This is a genomic window from Massilia sp. HP4 (assembly GCF_005222695.1).
GTDB lineage: Bacteria > Pseudomonadota > Gammaproteobacteria > Burkholderiales > Burkholderiaceae_D > Telluria.
In genome coordinates, this window is the sequence record NZ_STGG01000023.1 from 50,325 (window position 1) to 67,073 (window position 16,749).

Annotated in this window: 18 protein-coding genes; 9 read left to right on the forward strand and 9 right to left on the reverse strand. The window is 68.1% G+C overall.

Features of this window, described 5'->3' with window-relative positions:
* Positions 1 to 11 precede the first annotated feature (11 nt).
* Genes E8M83_RS11020 through E8M83_RS11040 form a run of 5 tightly spaced genes read left to right on the forward strand, consistent with a single transcriptional unit; the run spans position 12 to position 3,584 of the window.
* Positions 12 to 698 (forward strand): hypothetical protein, encoded by a 687-nt coding sequence (locus E8M83_RS11020; protein ID WP_137173408.1) that lies wholly within the window; start codon positions 12 to 14, stop codon positions 696 to 698.
* Positions 695 to 1,435: a 2-C-methyl-D-erythritol 4-phosphate cytidylyltransferase gene (gene ispD, locus E8M83_RS11025; protein ID WP_137173409.1), complete on the forward strand. Its 741-nt coding sequence runs from the start codon at positions 695 to 697 to the stop codon at positions 1,433 to 1,435. The genes E8M83_RS11020 and ispD overlap by 4 nt, the downstream gene beginning before the upstream one ends.
* A gap of 22 nt (positions 1,436 to 1,457) precedes the next feature.
* Positions 1,458 to 1,973: a 2-C-methyl-D-erythritol 2,4-cyclodiphosphate synthase gene (gene ispF, locus E8M83_RS11030; RefSeq protein WP_137173410.1), complete on the forward strand. Its 516-nt coding sequence runs from the start codon at positions 1,458 to 1,460 to the stop codon at positions 1,971 to 1,973.
* 46 nt (positions 1,974 to 2,019) lie between these two features.
* Entirely contained in the window at positions 2,020 to 3,273 is a 1,254-nt protein-coding gene (locus E8M83_RS11035) for an MFS transporter (protein ID WP_137173411.1), read from the forward strand.
* 2 nt (positions 3,274 to 3,275) lie between these two features.
* Positions 3,276 to 3,584, forward strand: a complete 309-nt coding sequence (locus E8M83_RS11040; protein ID WP_137173412.1) for a hypothetical protein — start codon at positions 3,276 to 3,278, stop codon at positions 3,582 to 3,584.
* 40 nt (positions 3,585 to 3,624) lie between these two features.
* On the opposite strand, the gene E8M83_RS11045 is transcribed toward E8M83_RS11040, so the two are convergent.
* Entirely contained in the window at positions 3,625 to 3,810 is a 186-nt protein-coding gene (locus E8M83_RS11045) for a hypothetical protein (RefSeq protein ID WP_137173413.1), read from the reverse strand.
* Between the two features lie 6 nt (positions 3,811 to 3,816).
* Positions 3,817 to 4,176, reverse strand: coding sequence for an NADH-quinone oxidoreductase subunit A (locus tag E8M83_RS11050; protein ID WP_137173414.1), 360 nt, complete (start codon positions 4,174 to 4,176; stop codon positions 3,817 to 3,819).
* A gap of 239 nt (positions 4,177 to 4,415) precedes the next feature.
* Between E8M83_RS11050 and E8M83_RS11055 the strand changes: the two genes are divergently transcribed.
* Together E8M83_RS11055 and E8M83_RS11060 are read left to right on the forward strand one after the other, a co-directional pair.
* Positions 4,416 to 4,970 (forward strand): NADPH-dependent FMN reductase, encoded by a 555-nt coding sequence (locus E8M83_RS11055; protein WP_137173415.1) that lies wholly within the window; start codon positions 4,416 to 4,418, stop codon positions 4,968 to 4,970.
* 72 nt (positions 4,971 to 5,042) lie between these two features.
* Positions 5,043 to 5,942 carry an ion transporter gene (locus E8M83_RS11060; RefSeq protein ID WP_137173416.1) on the forward strand — a complete coding sequence of 300 codons (900 nt, stop codon included), beginning with the start codon at positions 5,043 to 5,045 and terminating at the stop codon, positions 5,940 to 5,942.
* Between the two features lie 53 nt (positions 5,943 to 5,995).
* On the opposite strand, the gene E8M83_RS11065 is transcribed toward E8M83_RS11060, so the two are convergent.
* A complete protein-coding gene (locus E8M83_RS11065) occupies positions 5,996 to 6,790 on the reverse strand; it encodes a hypothetical protein (protein ID WP_137173417.1) in 795 nt (264 codons plus the stop codon).
* 186 nt (positions 6,791 to 6,976) lie between these two features.
* On the opposite strand from E8M83_RS11065, the gene E8M83_RS11070 reads away from it, so the two are divergent.
* Positions 6,977 to 7,567, forward strand: a complete 591-nt coding sequence (locus E8M83_RS11070; RefSeq protein WP_137173418.1) for a phasin family protein — start codon at positions 6,977 to 6,979, stop codon at positions 7,565 to 7,567.
* A 12-nt stretch (positions 7,568 to 7,579) separates the two neighbouring features.
* Here the strand turns inward: E8M83_RS11070 and E8M83_RS11075 are convergent, their stop codons facing one another.
* The 3 genes from E8M83_RS11075 to E8M83_RS11085 form a co-directional block, all read right to left on the reverse strand.
* Positions 7,580 to 8,809: an acyltransferase family protein gene (locus E8M83_RS11075; RefSeq protein ID WP_137173419.1), complete on the reverse strand. Its 1,230-nt coding sequence runs from the start codon at positions 8,807 to 8,809 to the stop codon at positions 7,580 to 7,582.
* An 80-nt stretch (positions 8,810 to 8,889) separates the two neighbouring features.
* Positions 8,890 to 9,615, reverse strand: coding sequence for a LytTR family DNA-binding domain-containing protein (locus E8M83_RS11080; RefSeq protein WP_137173420.1), 726 nt, complete (start codon positions 9,613 to 9,615; stop codon positions 8,890 to 8,892).
* Between the two features lies 1 nt (position 9,616).
* Positions 9,617 to 10,672, reverse strand: coding sequence for a sensor histidine kinase (locus E8M83_RS11085; protein WP_137173421.1), 1,056 nt, complete (start codon positions 10,670 to 10,672; stop codon positions 9,617 to 9,619).
* A gap of 135 nt (positions 10,673 to 10,807) precedes the next feature.
* Here E8M83_RS11085 and E8M83_RS11090 point away from each other — a divergent pair, with 135 nt between their 5' ends.
* On the forward strand, positions 10,808 to 13,237 hold the full coding sequence (locus E8M83_RS11090) for an ATP-binding protein (protein WP_137173422.1): 2,430 nt from the start codon (positions 10,808 to 10,810) through the stop codon (positions 13,235 to 13,237).
* Positions 13,238 to 13,253: 16 nt separating this feature from the next.
* Here the strand turns inward: E8M83_RS11090 and E8M83_RS11095 are convergent, their stop codons facing one another.
* The 3 genes from E8M83_RS11095 to ribA form a co-directional block, all read right to left on the reverse strand.
* Positions 13,254 to 14,273, reverse strand: a complete 1,020-nt coding sequence (locus E8M83_RS11095; protein ID WP_137173423.1) for an FHA domain-containing protein — start codon at positions 14,271 to 14,273, stop codon at positions 13,254 to 13,256.
* Positions 14,270 to 15,745 carry a serine protease gene (locus tag E8M83_RS11100; protein ID WP_137173424.1) on the reverse strand — a complete coding sequence of 492 codons (1,476 nt, stop codon included), beginning with the start codon at positions 15,743 to 15,745 and terminating at the stop codon, positions 14,270 to 14,272. Before E8M83_RS11100 ends, E8M83_RS11095 begins: the two co-directional genes overlap by 4 nt.
* A 94-nt stretch (positions 15,746 to 15,839) precedes the next feature.
* Entirely contained in the window at positions 15,840 to 16,535 is a 696-nt protein-coding gene (gene ribA, locus E8M83_RS11105) for a GTP cyclohydrolase II (RefSeq protein ID WP_137173425.1), read from the reverse strand.
* Positions 16,536 to 16,749: the final 214 nt, after the last annotated feature.

A 16,749-nucleotide genomic window follows, 5' to 3' on the forward strand; every position in this document is an offset into this window, starting at 1 on the left:
GGATCGCGCCGATGTCGGCCGCGTTGGTCTTTCTGCTGGCAGCCCCGGCCTCGGCCCAGGCCCGCACGCCGTTCCAGGCGAAATGCGAAGACACGCTCGGCGAGACGATCTCGGTGCTGTCCAGCCGCGGCGACGGCTACCGCATCGACAACACCCGTTCCTATTTCGACCTGACGCGCCTGAAGGGCAGTGTGCGTCGCGGTTCCTGGGTGCTTGGCCTGACGCATACCGAGGCGCGAGTGAGCATCAAGGTCGGCGGACGTATGCTGGTCGACCAGGCCAGCGGCCATGAATGCGTGGCCCCGCGCATCGACGTCAACCTGTACTACGCGCCGATCGTGATCTATGTCAGCCGCGAGTTCCCGCCGGGATCGTGTTCCTACCAGGAAGTGCTGGCCCACGAGATGCGCCACCTGAAGACCTACCAGGACTTCCTGCCCCGTGCCGAGGCCATCGTGCGTGCGCGGCTGGCGGCGCGTTTCGCCGGCAAGCCGCTGTATGCGCCGATCGGACAAGCGCGAAACCTGCTCCAGCGCGAAGTCGACCGCAGCTGGATGCCCTATATTCAACGTGAGATGGCCAAGGTCGAAGTCTTGCAGGCGGCCATTGATACGCCGCAGGAATACGCCCGCCTGGGCAAGGTTTGCGCAGGTGAGGTACAGTCTTTGCTTAGACAGGCAACACGACGCAGTTCATGATCACGAAACAGACGAACACGGCAGCGCCGTCGCATTGTGCGCGGCATGTGGCATTGATTCCGGCAGCCGGCGTCGGCGCCCGCATGGCGGCAGGCAGCCCCAAGCAATACCTGGCGATCGGCGCCAAGCCCATGCTGCGCCACACGGTCGACGCCTTCCTTTCCAGCCCCCTTGTTGTGCACACCTATGTCGTGGTGAGCGCCGACGATCCCTTCATCGACGGCGTGCTGCCCGAAGCAAAAGCCGCTGGCAGCCGCGTTACGGTGCTGCGCTGCGGCGGCGCAACCCGGATGGAATCGATCCGCAACGGCCTGCATGCGCTGCAAGATACGATAGCAGCGCAAGACCGCGTGCTGGTGCACGACGCTGCACGGCCCGGGCTGAACGCCGTGCTCATCGAACGCCTGATCGTCGAGACTGGTGACCATGAGGCCGGCGGCCTGCTGGCCCTGCCCGTGGTCGACACCGTCAAGCGCAGGGGCGAGGGCAGCGTCGCCACCGTCCCGCGCGATGGGCTGTGGCTGGCCCAGACCCCGCAGATGTTCACTTACGCGCTGCTGTGCCGTGCGCTCGATGCGGCAACCGACCCTGCCGCGATCACCGACGACGCCAGCGCGGTTGAAGCGCTCGGCCTGGCCCCCAAGTTGGTGGAAGGCCATCCGCGCAACCTGAAAGTCACGCTGCCATCCGACATCCGCATCGCCGAGATGTACCTGGCGCATGATTCCACCATTTGACCGACACCGAAGAAACACGACCATGGCACTCGCATCCTACAATCCCCATCCTCCGTTTCGCATCGGCACCGGCTACGATAATCACGCGCTGGTCGAAGGCCGCAAGCTGATCGTCGGCGGCGTCACCATCCCGCACCGCCTGGGCCTGTTGGGCCATTCCGATGCCGACGTGCTGCTGCATGCGATCATCGATTCGCTGCTGGGCGCGGCCGCGCTGGGCGATATCGGCAAGCACTTCCCGGACACCGACCCGATGTTCGCCGGCGCCGATTCGCGCACCCTGCTGCGCGAAGTCGCGCACCGCGTGCTTAATTCCGGCTACACGATCGGCAATATCGATGCCACCATCATCGCCCAGCAGCCGAAGATGGCGCCGCACATCCCGCTGATGGTCTCGCGCATCGCCGAAGACCTGGGCGTGTCGCCGCAGCAGGTCAATATCAAGGCCAAGACCAACGAGAAGCTGGGCTACCTGGGCCGCGAAGAGGGCATGGCGGCGCACTCGACGGCACTGCTGATCAGGGCCTCTACCGACTGATCGACGGGCTTCGGCAAAGGTCGAAAAGGCAATCTATAATTGCCCGATGACCGATGCCAACCCGACACTTTCTCCGCGCGCGGCCTGGATCCTGATCCTGGTCGCCAGCGCCATCATGATGATCACGATGGGCGCGCGGCTGACCACCGGCCTGTTCCTGTCGCCGCTCAATACCGCGACCGGGCTCGGCGTGGCCACCATCAGCTTCGTGATGGCGGTGGCCCAGCTGATGTGGGGCGCGGCCCAGCCGGTGTTCGGCGCCGTCGCCGACAAGTACGGGCCGGGCAGGGTGATCGCCCTCGGCGGCGTGATGCTGGCGGCCGGCACCGCGCTCACGCCTTTCGTGAGTTCGGAGTGGGCGCTGCTCTTGACCATGGGCTTTTTGTCCGCGGCCGGCGCCGGCGCCGGCAGCTTCTCGATCCTGATCGGCGCCACCGCCCAGCGCCTGCCCGTCGAGCGGCGCGCCTTCGCCTCGGGCTTCATCAATGCCGGCGGCTCCTTCGGCCAGTTCGTGTTCGCGCCGTTGATGGGCGCGATCATCGCCGGCGCCGGCTGGATCTGGGCCATGCTGACGATGGCCGCCGCCACCTTGCTGACCATTCCGCTGGCCTGGCCGCTGCGCGGCAGGAAAGCCGCCGCCTCGGCTGTCGCGACGCCTGCCACCGGGCAGCCGGCGCTGCCTTCGATCTCGCTCGGCCAGCAGCTGCGCCAGGCCATGCGCGACCGTAGTTATATCTGCCTGCACCTGGGTTTCTTCACCTGCGGCTTCCACATCGCCTTCCTGGTCACCCACCTGCCGGGCGAGGTCGCGCTGTGCGGCTTGCCGACAAGTGTCTCGGCCACCGCGCTGGCCCTGATCGGCCTGTTCAACATCGTCGGCAGCCTGGGCGCCGGGATGCTGTCCTCGCGCTACCGCATGAAGTCGCTGCTGTTCTGGATCTACGCCAGCCGCGCGGTGCTGGTCGGTGTGTACCTGCTGGCGCCTAAGACCGAGTGGACCTTCTACCTGTTCGCCGCCGCGCTCGGCGCCACCTGGCTGGCCACCGTCCCGCCGACCGCGGGCCTGGTCGGCAAGCTGTTCGGCGTGCGCTACCTGGCCACCCTGTTCGGCATGACCCTGCTGTCGCACCAGATCGGCGGCTTCTTCGGCGCCTGGCTGGGCGGCCTGGCGGTGGTGCAGAACGGCGACTACAGCTGGATGTGGTATGCCGACATGGCGCTCGCGCTGGCGGCGGCATTGGTGAACCTGCCGATCCGCGAAGCGGCGGTGGTGCGTACGCCGAAGCTGGCGGGGGCGTAAAGGTGGCGCGCGATACCTGGGCTTATCGCGAGGTGGCGGTCGAGTCGGCGCTCGATGCGTGGAGCGGCAAGCCGCGCATCCGCCCGGTGTCGGGACAGGCATTCGCGACCGATATGCGGGTCCAGTGTTCGCGCAGCCTGCTCGACACCGAACGGTATCCGGTCGGCACGCGCTTCCTGCTGTCGGTGCGGATCACGGACCGCCAGGGCGGCGCGCCGTTTCTCTATGCGTGGCATGGCGATCCGGTGGTCGTCATGAACAAGACGCAGGTGAAGCGCTTCCTCGAGATGTACCGGCGTTTGCGCTTGTAGCGCGAAATGAAAAAAGGCCGCGGATCGCGGCCTTTCCATTTCAGTCGACGGTGGGAGGCGGGACGCCGGCCCCGCTGGCCAGCACGGACAGGGAGAGGGCGATCCCGGTGCCGGCGATGGTCGCCAGCAGCGCCGCGGTGCGCGGCCTGGCGTTCTTGTGCGAGCGCCAGGCCGCATCGAGCAGCCCGATGCCGATTACCAGGTTCACGAACAGCATGGCGTCCATGTCGGCTTAATCCCAGTCCAACGCGCCTTTTTTCCATTCATAGGCCAGGCCGATGGTCAACAGGCCCAGGAAGACCATCATGCCCCAGAAGCCGGTCGAGCCGATGTCGGTGACGACGACTGCCCAAGGCACCAGGAAGGCCACTTCGAGGTCGAACAGGATGAACAGGATCGCAACCAGGTAGAAGCGCACGTCGAACTGCATGCGTGCATCGCCGAAGGCTTCGAAACCGCACTCGTACTGCGACAGCTTTTCGGGATCCGGACGGTGCGGGCCCAGCACGCGGCCCAGCACCTGGGGCGCGACGCCGACCAGGATGCCGATGATAATGAACATGAGTACGGGGAAGTATTCTTCGAGATTCATGGCTCTACTGCGCGGTAATGCGCGTGGGTTGATAAAGGAAGTGGTGCGGCCTCGACAGGCAAAGTTGGGCTCGATTCTAACCGCATACAACCCTGTTGCCAACCAGGCATTTTGCGTGCAATTACTGTGTTTACGCAGGTATTTACGCGTAACTGCCTTCCATTGGCGCCGCACGCGACCCAAACTGGTTATCATCCGGTGTTGGCAGATCGACCTCATCCAAAATCCAAAGGAGCACCATGGCCTCGAAAAAAATCGCCGTCCTCGTCGGCAGCCTGCGCAAGGACTCGTACACCCGCCGCGTCGCCCACAGCCTGATCGAACTGGCTCCCGCCGGCCTCGAGCTGTCCATCGTCGAACTGCGCGACCTGCCGCTGTATAACGAGGACGATGAGACCGATCCGGCTCCAGGCGCCTATGCGGCGTTTCGCGAAGCCATCCGCCAGGCTGACGGCATCCTGTTCTGCACCCCGGAGTACAACCGCTCGGTGCCGGGCGCGCTCAAGAACGCGATCGACGTCGGCTCGCGTCCCTACGGCAAGGCCGCCTTCGCCGACAAGCCCTGCGCCATCGTCAGCGTCTCGCCGGGCGCACTGGGCGGCTTCGGCGCCAACCACCACCTGCGCCAGATGCTGCCCTTCCTGAACATGCCAACGATGCCGGCGCCGGAAGCCTATGTCGGCAGCGTGGCCACCAAGTACGACGGCGCAAAGCTGACCGACGAATCGTCGCGCGCCTTCTTCCAGAAATTCATGGCCGCCTTTGGCGCCTGGGTGGATCAGCATGCCGCCTGATGCCGCATCGGCGCAGGCGCCGGCGCCGGGTGACACGGGCCGCGACTGCGAATTGAAAGGCCCGCCCGTCGCATGATCCGGTCGACCGACAGCAAGTTTGTTCCCATTCCGCCGCGCGACCTGCCCACCATCCTGGGCCGGCCGGCCATCGGCTGGCGCGCGCGCATGTTCGACGTCATTTTCGGCAACGATACGCCGGCCGGCCGCCGCTTCGACATCGTGCTCGTGATCCTGATCCTGCTCAGCATCCTGGTCGTGATCCTCGACAGCGTGCCGGCCATCTACAGCCAGTATTCCGGGGTGACCTCGGTGCTCGAGTGGGGCTTCACCCTGCTGTTCACGGTGGAGTACATCGCGCGCCTGGTGTGCATCCAGCGCCCGGTGCGCTATGCGCGCAGCTTCTACGGGATCATCGACCTGGTGTCGGTGCTGCCCACTTACCTGTCGCTGCTGCTGCCCGGCAGCCAGGTGTTCCTGGACGTGCGCATCCTGCGCCTGCTGCGCGTATTCCGCATCTTCAAGCTGACGCTGTATATCGAGGAATACACGCGCCTGGGCGAGGCGCTGGTCGCGAGCCGGCGCAAGATCATGGTGTTCCTGTCGGTGGTGCTGATGCTGATCCTGATCCTCGGCACCGTGATGTACGTGATCGAAGGCCCCGAGAACGGCTTCACCAGCATCCCGATGGCGATGTACTGGGCCACGGTGACCATCACCACGGTCGGCTATGGCGATATGGTGCCGCACACGCCGGTCGGCAAGGCGATCGCCTCGTTCATGGTGCTGCTGGGCTGGGGCATCCTGGCGGTGCCCACGGGGATCGTCTCGGCCGAGATGACTTCGCAGAAGATGTCGCGCCACGCGCCGCGCGGCACGCCGCGTCGATGCGGCGCCTGCGGCAGCGGCGACCACGATCCGCGCGCCCACTTCTGCAAGGATTGCGGGGCGCCGCTGGCGCCGGCGCAAGAATAGCCTAGCGCAAGAACGGCGCAGCGCACCACGATGGAGCGGCGCACCGCGATCGCTCAGGCCATGGCGGCGTGCATCGTGAACCTCGCAGGTGCATGTACCGGTGCGCGTTGGGGCGCAGGGCGCGCCGGCGTGACCGGCTGCGGCACGCTGGCGTCGCGCTCGAGCCAGTAGTTGAACTGGCCGAAGCTCGGCAGCGCACCGGCCTCGACGTCCTTGAAGCATTCCTCGATCATCTGGCGGTAGGCGGCGCGGCGCGAGAACTCGTCGTGGCTGGCCGCGTAGCGCGCGGCGGCGGCGCGGAAGATCGCGCGCATCCGTTCGTCGGCATTGGTGCCGGTGGCGGCATCCTTGCGCGGCCGCCCGCGCTTGATGCCGGCCGTGACCGCGCGGGTGCGCCCCGGGGCGCCCGAGTTGCCGTAGTCCGGCAGCAGGGCGTCGGGCGACTGGCCGCGCTCCCAGTAGCGGCGCAGGTAGCGCAGGACGCTCGACTTCGAGATGCCGTGGGCCGCCGCATAGGCGGCGAGCAGCCCGGCGCGCTGGCGCGGATCGACCAGCGCGCGGCGGTCGGCATGCAGGGTGCGCACGGCGGACCAGGCCTTGGCCTGCAGGTCCAGGTAACCCTGCGGCACCGGCTCGCGCGGCGGCGCCGCGGCGAACGGGTCGACCAGCAGGCGCCGTGCGCGGCCCGAGGCCAGCGCTTCTTCCAGCGCCGCCACCCGCACCGGCTCGGGCATGGCAGCATGGCTGCCCAGTTGATAGGTCCAGGCCAGCGCCGCGTCGATCCACAGCACCCGTACCGTGCGGCCCGGCATGCCCGCGTACTCGACTACATCGTTTTGTCCAATCATCGCCATCTCCCACAAAGCTCAGGTGACATTCACCATGCTTTCTGACATGCAAGGATCGGGCCAGCGCGCTCGTCTGGGGGCGTGCACGTTTGGTGCACCTCAACTGTGCAGGACGTCGTGCGCTTTAATCTTGGTTGTTCGTGCCCAGGCACGCCATCGGTTCAATCATTTCAAAGAGAGGCTTGCATGTATCCGTTCCCGCAATCCGTCACGCCGGCCGTGCGCACCCATGTGGACGCCCAGGCCGCCTTCGTCAACGAGATGTCGAAATCCCTGTTCCGTTCCTTCCAGCAGATGTGCGAGCTCAATATCCAGCTGGCCCAGACCATGCTCGAAGAAACCACGCTGGCCAGCCAGCACGTGCTGAGCGTCGATCGCCAGTCAGAGTTGCTGGGCGCCGCCTCGGCGCGGGCCCAGCCGGCCACCGAGAAACTGCGCGCCTACCAGCAGCACATCGCGCGCCTGGCCTCCGACGCCCAGGTCGAGCTGGCGCGGGTAACCGAGCAGCACGTGCAGAACACCACCCGCACCGCGCGCGCCGTGGTCGACGACCTGGCGCGCACCTCGGTCGAGGAGACCGAGCGCGGCATCCGTAGCCAGCAAGAGGCGCTGCGCACCATGAGCGACCCGTTCGCGCGCGCCGATGGTGCGATCCATGCGCGCGCCGATGGCGCCGCGCAGGCTGCGCAGCAGGCCGGCCAACAGGTGGCGCAGCAAACGGCACAGCAGGCCGCTCAGGCTAGCCAGCAGGTGCGACAGGCCGGCACGACCCACTGAGTCGGCGCCGGCTCAGCGGCGCGCCCGTGCCGGCGCCGGTGGCGTATCTTGTGCAGGCGCCACCAGGCTGGTCCTTGCTCGCGGCGCCAGGCCGAACAGCGGCCGGGCCCAGGGCAGGCGGCGCACGGCTTCGTACAGCGCGAAACTGCCGGTGGCGGTGAGCACCATCAGCAGCAGGGCTTCGACGCCGGGCGCCAGGTCGAGTGGCTTGAAGGCGTGCGCCATCGCCACGATCAGCGTCTGGTGCGCGATATATACCGGAAACACTGCGTCGGTGAGGTAGCGGCGCGCCGGTCCGTCGCGGTCCAGGTGGCGGTGCGCGAAACCGCAGGCGGCGACGATGGCGCTCCAGGCGCACAGTGCGACCACGCAGCGCATGATCGGCCGCCAGGTCGCCATCATCTGCTCGGTGTGCTCATGATGGGGTGCTGCATACCACACCACCGTGGCGGCCCATCCGGCCAGCGCGATGCCCAGGGCGGCCCAGCGCAGGGTCTCCATGTTTTGCCATACCGGGCGGCTGCGCGCCACCAGGGCGCCCAGCAAGAACACAGGCAGGTAGGTGGCGTGGTTGAACCAGTCGTCGACCAGTGCGTGGGTCGAGGGAAAGCGGTCGGCCAGCAGGATGCGCACGGTGGCCAGCAACAGCACGGGCAGCACGAGCAGCTTCCAGCCATCCAGGGCGGCGGCGCTGCGCCGCGCCACGGCATCGAGGCGGCCGGCCGGCAACAGCGCCGCGCACGCGGCAAGCACCAGCGTGTATACCCACAGGTAGGCGACGAACCACAGGTGATTCCAGGTCGGCAGGACCAGGCAGCCATCCTTGCAAAAGCCCCCATAACCGGTGAGGTACAGGCCCATGAAGGACTTGACGCCGTCGGCATAGCCGAGTTTCTCGACCACCTCGAAATAGGGCTGGGGCGGCACGATGACCAGCATGCCGAATAGCAGCGGCACCAGCAGGCGCAGGCTGCGCCGGCGCACGAAGGCGCCGGGAGCGGTCTTTTGCAACATGAAATGCGAGGCCGCGCCGGCCACGAAGAACAGCAGGGCCAGGCGCCAGGGCGAGGACAGCAGCATGAACGGTTCCGGGCCGGGGCCGGCGTGCGGGCTGTTCACGTGCCAGTCCCAGCTCACGTAGTACATGCCCACGTGATAGGCGATCAGCACGAAGAAGGCCAGGATGCGGACCCAGTCGAGGAAATACAGGCGGTGGTCGGTGGTCGACATGGCTGGCTGCATGGCGCGCGCTCGTGATGGAGGAGCTGCCAGCATCGCGCAAGGCGCAAGCGGGGCGCCAGCACGCTGGGGCGAAACGGGCTTCAGGCGGGGCGGGCCGGGTCCAGCAGCGCCAGCAGGGCGGGGCGGTACTGGCGGCTGCACGGCACCCGGGCGCCGCCGCGCAGCACCAGTTCGCAGTCGCCCTTGTCCAGCGGCGCGATGCGCTCGATGGCCGCCAGGCGCACCGCCGCGCGCCGGTGGCAGCGTACGAAGCCGGGACCGAGCTGCTCCAGCAGGGCGCCAAGGGTCTGGCGCAGCAGCGGCGCGCCGGCCGGCGTGTGCAACGCCACGTAGTTGTCGGCCGTCTCGAGCCAGTCAATGTCGGCCACTTGCACCACGCGCGTCACGCCGCGTTCGCTCACCAGCAATTGGCGAGGCGGACTGACGAGCGCCGCCACCGTTGGCACCGGCGCTGCCAGGCGCGCCTGCAGCCGCTCGAGCGCCCGCTGCAGGCGGGCCTGGTCGAAGGGTTTGAGCAGGTAGTCGACCGCTTCGCTGTCGAAGGCGCGCAGCGCATAGTCCTGATGGGCGGTGACGAACACCACCAGCGGCGTCGGGGCCGGCAGCGAAGCGGCAAGGTCGATGCCCGACAGTTCGGGCATCTCGATATCGAGCAGCAGCGCATCCGGCCGTTCGCTCTCCACCATGCGCAGCGCCTCGAGGCCATCGGCGGCCTCGCGCACCGATTCGATGCCCGGCGCCAAAGCCAGCATGCGGCGCAGCCGGTCGCGCGCAGGGCGTTCGTCGTCGACGATCAGCAGCCGCATGTCAGTCCCGGCATGGCACCCTCATCTCGGCGCGTACGCCGGCGGGCGCCAGCGCGGTCAATTCCAGGCCCGCGTCCAGGCCGTGCAAGGCAGCCAGTCGCGTACGCAGGTTGCGCACCGTGATGCCCGGCGTGCCCGCATCTTCCAGCACGCCGCCATCGTCCTCGACCCGCAACACCATGGCGTCGCCGTCGATGCGCGCCACGACCCGGATCGCGGTCGCCTCGCGCCGCCGTCCGACCGTGTGCTTGAACACGTTCTCGAGCAGCGGCTGCAGGCTGATGGCGGGCAGCAAGGCGTCCAGGGCGGCGGGATCGACGTCCCACGCCAACGTCACCCGTTCCTCGAAGCGCTCGGCCATCACCGCGGCATAGCCCTGGGCCAGGCGCAGCTCGTCGCGCAGGCTAGCCTGCGGCCGCTCTCCCAGGGCCAGCGTGGCGCGCAGCACGTCGGCCAGGCGCACCAGGGTGGCGTCGGCGCGCGCCACGTCGGTATGCATCAGCGAAGAAATCGTGTTGAGGGCGTTGAACAGGAAGTGCGGCTGCATCTGGCGCGTCAGCCGCTCAAGCTGGGCTTCGCGCAGCAGGGTGCCGGCCTGCTCGGCGCGCACCCTTTCCTTCATCATTTCGCGGTAGGACAGCAAGCCGAAGCCGATGGTCATGAACAGGCCGAAGTACAGCGAGATCTTGAGCGCCTCGTACACGAACACCTGGCCCCAGGGCTCGTGGTCGTAACTGGCGCCGGCCAGCGCATAGATGGCGTGGCGCACCGCAAACACGATCGGCGTGAAGCAGAACCAGTACATCGGCAGCCAGCGCAATTGCCGGCCGAACCAGCGCCGCGGCGTGGCGACCAGCGCGTCGTCGCGGCTGCTGAAGCGCCGCTGGACCAGGAACAGGAGCGTCGCCACCGCGGCGGACGAGGTCTCCCACAGGGTCGGCCGCCAGGGCGCCGTGCCGCCGTCGCGCCGGTAATCCTCCAGCGCGACCAGCACCATCAGCGTCCAGAACAGGACCCAGGCGACGCTGGCAAGGGTGAGGATGCGGTTGGAGGGCATGGACGGCAAGCAGGAAACGACAGGGCCGATCATCGTGCATTCCCCTGCGCTTGTCAAAACGGCGCGCCCGCACGCAGATGTGACAATTGGTGACGATTGCCGTGCCAGCCATGCTCATCGTGCGACAATGGGCCAATGAGCGCACTGAGCCAACACAGCGACGAACATACCGGCCAGCCGGCAATGCGGGCATTGCTCGCCGCCTACGACTGGTCCGCCAGCCCCATGGGCGACCCAAGTGCTTGGCCGGTCGAGCTGCGGGTGGCGTTCGACCTGATGCTCGACTCTCCGCATCCGACGCTGGTGTGCTGGACCGGACGCTACCTGATGCTGTACAACGACGCCTACGCCGGGCTGCTGGGTGCGCGCCATCCTTTCGCATTCGGCAGGCCGCTCGAGGACGTCATGCCCACCATGTGGCCCGACGTCCAGCCGCTGGCCGATGCGGCCATGGCCGGGCGTCCTGGCCACATCGATGAATTGTGCGTGACGCTGCCACCGGCGCAGGGACAGGAGTGCGAGCGCTGGTTCAGCGCATCATACGTGCCCTTGCGCAGCCCGGCGGGCGAGGTCGGCGGCTTCGTGCACACGGCTTTCGAAACCACCGGGCGCGTGCTCGAGGCGCGCCGCGCCGACCAGGCGCGGCGGGCGAGCGACGCGCGCCTGTCGGCCCTGTTCGACAGCCTGCCGGTCGGGGTCGGCGTCAGCGACGCCAGCGGCGCAATCGTGTTGGCCAACGATGCGATGGAACACTACCTGCCGACGCGCCGCATGCCGTCCCTCGACGAGCAGCCCCTGGCGCGCTGGACGATCCTCGACGCCGACGGCAATCGGGTGGCGCGCGCGGACTACCCGGGCGCACGCGCCCTGCGCGGCGAGCGCGTGGTGCCGGGCGTGGAGGCCCTGTACCGCGAAGACGACGGCCGCGAGACATGGGTGCATATCAGCTCGGTGCCGATCGTCGATGCCGACGGCAAGGTCAGCGGCCAGGTCTCGGCGGTCACCGACATCGACCGCGTCAAGCGCACCGAGGCGGCCCTGCGCGAATCCGAGGAAAAATACCGCAAGCTGTTCGAGGAAGTGGACGAGGCCTTCTGCATCCTGGAGGTGAAGTTCGATGCCGACGGAGCGCCGATCGACCTGGTGTTCCTCGAGGTGAACCCGATGTTCGCGATCCAGAGCGGCATCGTCGACGCCAGGGGACGCTCGGTGCACGAGCTGGCGCCGGGCCTCGAATCGGTCTGGCTGGAGCGGTATGGCGCCGTGGCGCGCAGCGGCGAGTCGATCCTGTTCGAGGAATACTCGCCCATGCTCGAACGCTGGTTCGAGGTCAATGCCTCGCGCATCGGCGCGCCCGAGGTCGGCCACGTGGCGCTGGTGTTCCGCGACACCAGCGAACGCAAGCGCATCGAGGAAGACATGCGGCGCCTGGCGCGCGAGGCGTCCGAGGCGAGCCGGCGCAAGAGCGAATTCCTGGCGGTGCTGGCGCACGAGCTGCGCAACCCGATGGCGACCATCCGCACCGGCCTCGAGATCATGCGCCTGCGCGCCGACAGCCCGGACACATTGGCGCGCGTGCGCGAGATGCTCGAACGCCAGACCCACCAGCTGTCGCACCTGGTCGACGACCTGCTCGACGTCGCCCGCGTCAGCAGCGGCAAGATCGAGATCCGCAAGCAGCTGGCCGACCTCAATCGGGTGGTGACGGGCGCGGTCGAGACCAGCACGGCGGTGATCCAGGGCGCGCGCCACCGGCTCGAGGTCGGGCTCTGGCCCGAGCCGCTGCTGCTGGACATCGACCCGATCCGCATCGCCCAGGTGGTGAGCAACCTCTTGACCAATGCCGCCAAGTACACGCCGCCCGGCGGCGACATCCGGCTGGCGGTGCGCAGGCAAGCCGATGCGGCCGTGGTCGCCGTGAGCGACAGCGGCGTCGGCATCCTGCCCGAACACCAGGGCGCGATCTTCGAGATGTTCAGCCAGGTCGGCGACAACGGTGGGCTGGCCCAGGGCGGGCTGGGCATCGGGCTATCGCTGGTGCGCCAGCTGGTGAACCTGCACGGCGGGACCATCGCGGTACATAGCGCTGGCGCCGGCCAGGGCAGCACCTTTACCGTGCGCCTGCCGCTGGGCGTGCGTCCCGCCGCCGGGCACGACGTCGCGGCGCCAGGGCTGCGGCGCGAACAGCGCGCGGTGCCGCGGCGCAGCTTCCGCATCCTGGTGGTGGACGACAATACCGATGCCGCCGAGAGCCTGTCGCTGCTACTGCAGCTGAACGCCCACGAGATCCGCAGCGCGACCAATGGCCGCGACGCGCTGGCGCTGGTGCGCGACTTCACCCCCGATATCGCCTTCCTCGACATCGGCATGCCGGGCATGACCGGTTATGAGCTCGCGCGGCAGTTGCGCGCGCTGCCGGCGCTGGCGCATACCACCTTCGTCGCCGTCACCGGCTGGGGTTCGGAAGAAGACCAGGCACGCTCGCGCGAGGCCGGTTTCGATCACCACTTCACCAAGCCGATCGCGGCCGAGACGGTCAGTCGCCTGCTGGGCCAGCTGGGGTAGGGTGGCCGCGCCTGGCTCAGTTCGTGCCGCCGCGCTCTTCGTCGATCTCTTTCTTCATCGCCCCGACCTGGTCGATATAGTCGGCCACCGGCACGTCCGGGCTGGCGCGCAGCTCGGGCGGCAGCAGCACCGGCATGTACAGTTCGTCGGCGGTACGGCCGTGGCGCTGCATATTCCCGGCCAGGATCAGGATCGACGACAGCACCGCGAGCAGGGCGCAGGCCAGGCGCAGGCGGCGCCGGAACTGCGGGGTGACGGTGGCGAGGTGGAAGTAGACCGCCACCGCCGCCGTGATCACCGCCGCATGCGAGGCATAGGCGGTGAGCCACTCGATCGACCAGGCATAGGCCACGACGCTGGCCAGCAGGCGCACGCCGACCAGCGCCGCCAGCGCGCAGCCGAAGATGAACAGGTGGCGCCCGAGGCGCGCGCGGCGACCGAACAGGCGGTTGCCGAAGGCCCACAGGCCGCTCCAGGCCAGGCCGATGCCGGCCGCGGCGGCCGGGAACTGGGCATAGCGTTCGAGGTCATTGCTCGAATCGGTCAGCCAGGCCACCAGCAGCGCCGCCAGCACCGCCAGCACGATGCCGGCGCCGCCCGGGAGCATGCCTTCCCAGCCGTGCATGGTGCGGTCGACCAGCTCGGGCGGGACCGGGTGTCCGGCGCCGCGGATGCGCAGCGTCGTATGGCCCATGCGCACCACGGTGCCGCCGTCCAGCGCCAGCTGGTCCTTGATGCGCCGGCCCTTGTGCACGATGCCGTTGCGGCTGCCGAGGTCGCGCAGCCGCAGCTTGCCGTCCGGCCCGGCCTCGACCACGGCGTGGTGGGAGGCGGCGTAATCGTCGTCGACGATGAAGTCGTTGTCATAGGCGCGCCCCATGCGGATCGGCAGTGCCGCGACGCGTTGGCGGTGCAGCACCTCGCCGTTGCGGGCCAGGGTCTCGACCGTCCACGGACCGCGCAGGCGAGCAGTGGCCGGTGCGCTCGCCGGCTCACCCATCGATGCATTGATCGTTTCGCTGGTCGACTCGCTCATCGGCGGCCGCTGCGCCCGAAGGCGCCCAGGTAGGCGCGCGTGACGCGCAGCCCGTTTTCGTAGGAGACGCCGGACACGTCGAGGCGGCTCTGCAGGCTCGATTGCGAGGCGTCGGTACTGGCGGTGAGCAGGGTAAAGTTATACAGGCCCTCGAACTTGCGGTAGGCGCGCACGCAGGTGACGGCCCGCATCGGCAGGCTGCGGGTGTGCACGAAGCGCTCGGTGCAGAACGGCTTGGTCAGGCGCGGGTCGCCCGTGCTGCCCAGGTTATTGACCTGGAAGGTGTCGCTGGCGAGCGTCGCGAAGCGCATCGGGTCCATGGTGCCGCTGCGGATGTACTGGTGGGTCATGGCCACGTTGCCGGTCTGCTGGACGTCCGACACGAACACCGCCGACTGCATCACGCAGCTCATCGCATCGGTGCTGTAGACCGCGCCGCGCGCGTTCGAGCGACCCCAGCAGCGCACCTCGCCCGATTCGCGCACCGGCACCAGGTACTGGCCCATGCCCTTGAGCGTAAGCGGCTCCTCGAGCAGCTTGTCGACCATGCTGGCCTGGTGCGCCAGCAGCTGCTTGCCGATCAGCGGGTTGAAGTCGCCGGGCGGCGCCGCCTGCTCGGCCACCTTGCGCAGCAGTTCCTGCGCGTGCTTGACCGGCACCAGGAAGCTGACCGATTCGCCGTCGCGCCGGCGCGAGACGTTGATGCCGGCCACGGTGCCGCTGGCGGTCACGCTCGGCCCGCCGCTCATGCCCGAGTTGATCGGACCGGAAAAGATCAGGCGGTCGTAGAAGCTGCGCGTGAGCACGCCGTTATACGCGCCTTCCGAGATCGCGAAGCCCAGGTCGAGCGGATTGCCGAGCGAGTACAGGCGCTGCCCCTGGCGCAGCCGCACCGGCTGCTCGGGCACCTTGAAGTAGCCGCTGCCGTTGCGGTTGATGCGCACCACCGCCAGGTCATGCAGCACGTCGACCGCCATCAGCTCGACCGGGCCGGTATTGCCGTCGGTGTCGATGTATTCGGCGGTATAGATGGCAGGGTCGAGCGCCATCTGCGACACCACGTGGTAGTTGGTCAGCGCCAGGTTGCTGGTGCCGACCAGGAAGCCCGAGCCGACCGTCGACTGGGTGCGGCCGTTCTTGAGCAGCATGCGGATCTGCAGCAGGTCGCCGCGCGCCGATTCGTACAGGTCCTGGGCCGCCGACGAAGGTTCGGGCAGGGCGTCCTGGGTCTCGGACTCGCCCGGCAGCGGCGCGTTCGGGGTGGCGGCAGGCGCGGTGTCGACCGGCATCTGGGGCGCGCCGACGTCGGCCCCGGCCCCCACCCCCGCAGCGGCCGTGTTCCGGGTCGCTTGCGGCGAAGGTTGCGCCAGGTTCTGCCCCTGGGGCTGGGCGGCAGCCGGCGGCGACATCGCCTCGAGGGCGGCGCCGATGGCGGTACAGGTCAGCAGGAAGGCCAGGACAGCTCGTTTCATGCAATATATTGATGGCAGTGTGAGATGCTATCTTGCCACCGGATCAACGAGCGTTGCGCGCGTTAGCGCACGTTTGACGGCAATTACGCGGCAATCAAGCGGCAGATTCCGGGCTTTTGGCGGCAACGACCAGCGCCTGCTCGCCCTGTTCGACGGCGGTCAGCGGCGCCATCATGTGGCCCAGCTTGGCCTGTTTGGTGTCCAGGTAGCTGTTGTTGTAGACATTGCGATTGACCAGCAGCGGCACGCGCTCGGCGACCTCGACGCCGATGCGGTTCAGGGCGTCGATCTTGCGCGGGTTGTTGGTCATCAGGCGCACCGATTTGATGCCGAACTGTTCCAGCATCGGGCGGCACAGCTCGTAGTTGCGGGCGTCGGCATGGAAGCCCAGCTGCAGGTTGGCCTCGACCGTGTCGGCGCCGGCTTCCTGCAAGCGGTAGGCGCGGATCTTGTTGACCAGGCCGATGCCGCGGCCTTCCTGTCGCAGGTAGAGCAGGATGCCGCGGCCTTCGTGGGCGATGCGCTGCAGCGCGCCTTCGAGCTGGGCGCCGCAGTCGCAGCGCTGCGAGAACATGACGTCGCCGGTCAGGCATTCGGAGTGCACCCGCGCCAGCACCGGCTCGCCGGTCGACAGGTCGCCCAGGGCCATCGCCAGGTGTTCCTTGCCGGTCGCCGGCTCGACCCAGGCGTGCAGCGTGAACTGGGCCCACGGCGTCGGCAGCGCGCACGAGGTGGCATAGTCCAGCAGGGGAGGCGGAGGCGAAGTAAGGGCGGCGGCGGTGGCTTGCATGACGGTGTTCCCAATCGATATCGGTGTACTTATAGCCGTCAAGTTTACCGGAAATCGGGCGTGGCCGTGCGGAATCACCCGCATTTGGGCCGGTGAGGCCGGGCACTCTGCCGTAAGGTAGAAGACACACGCTTTATGCGTGCCGGATGGAATGCGGTCGTGACGCACGATTGACCAGCTCTCCTCTTGCAGGAGCAGGTGAGTGGCGTGATAC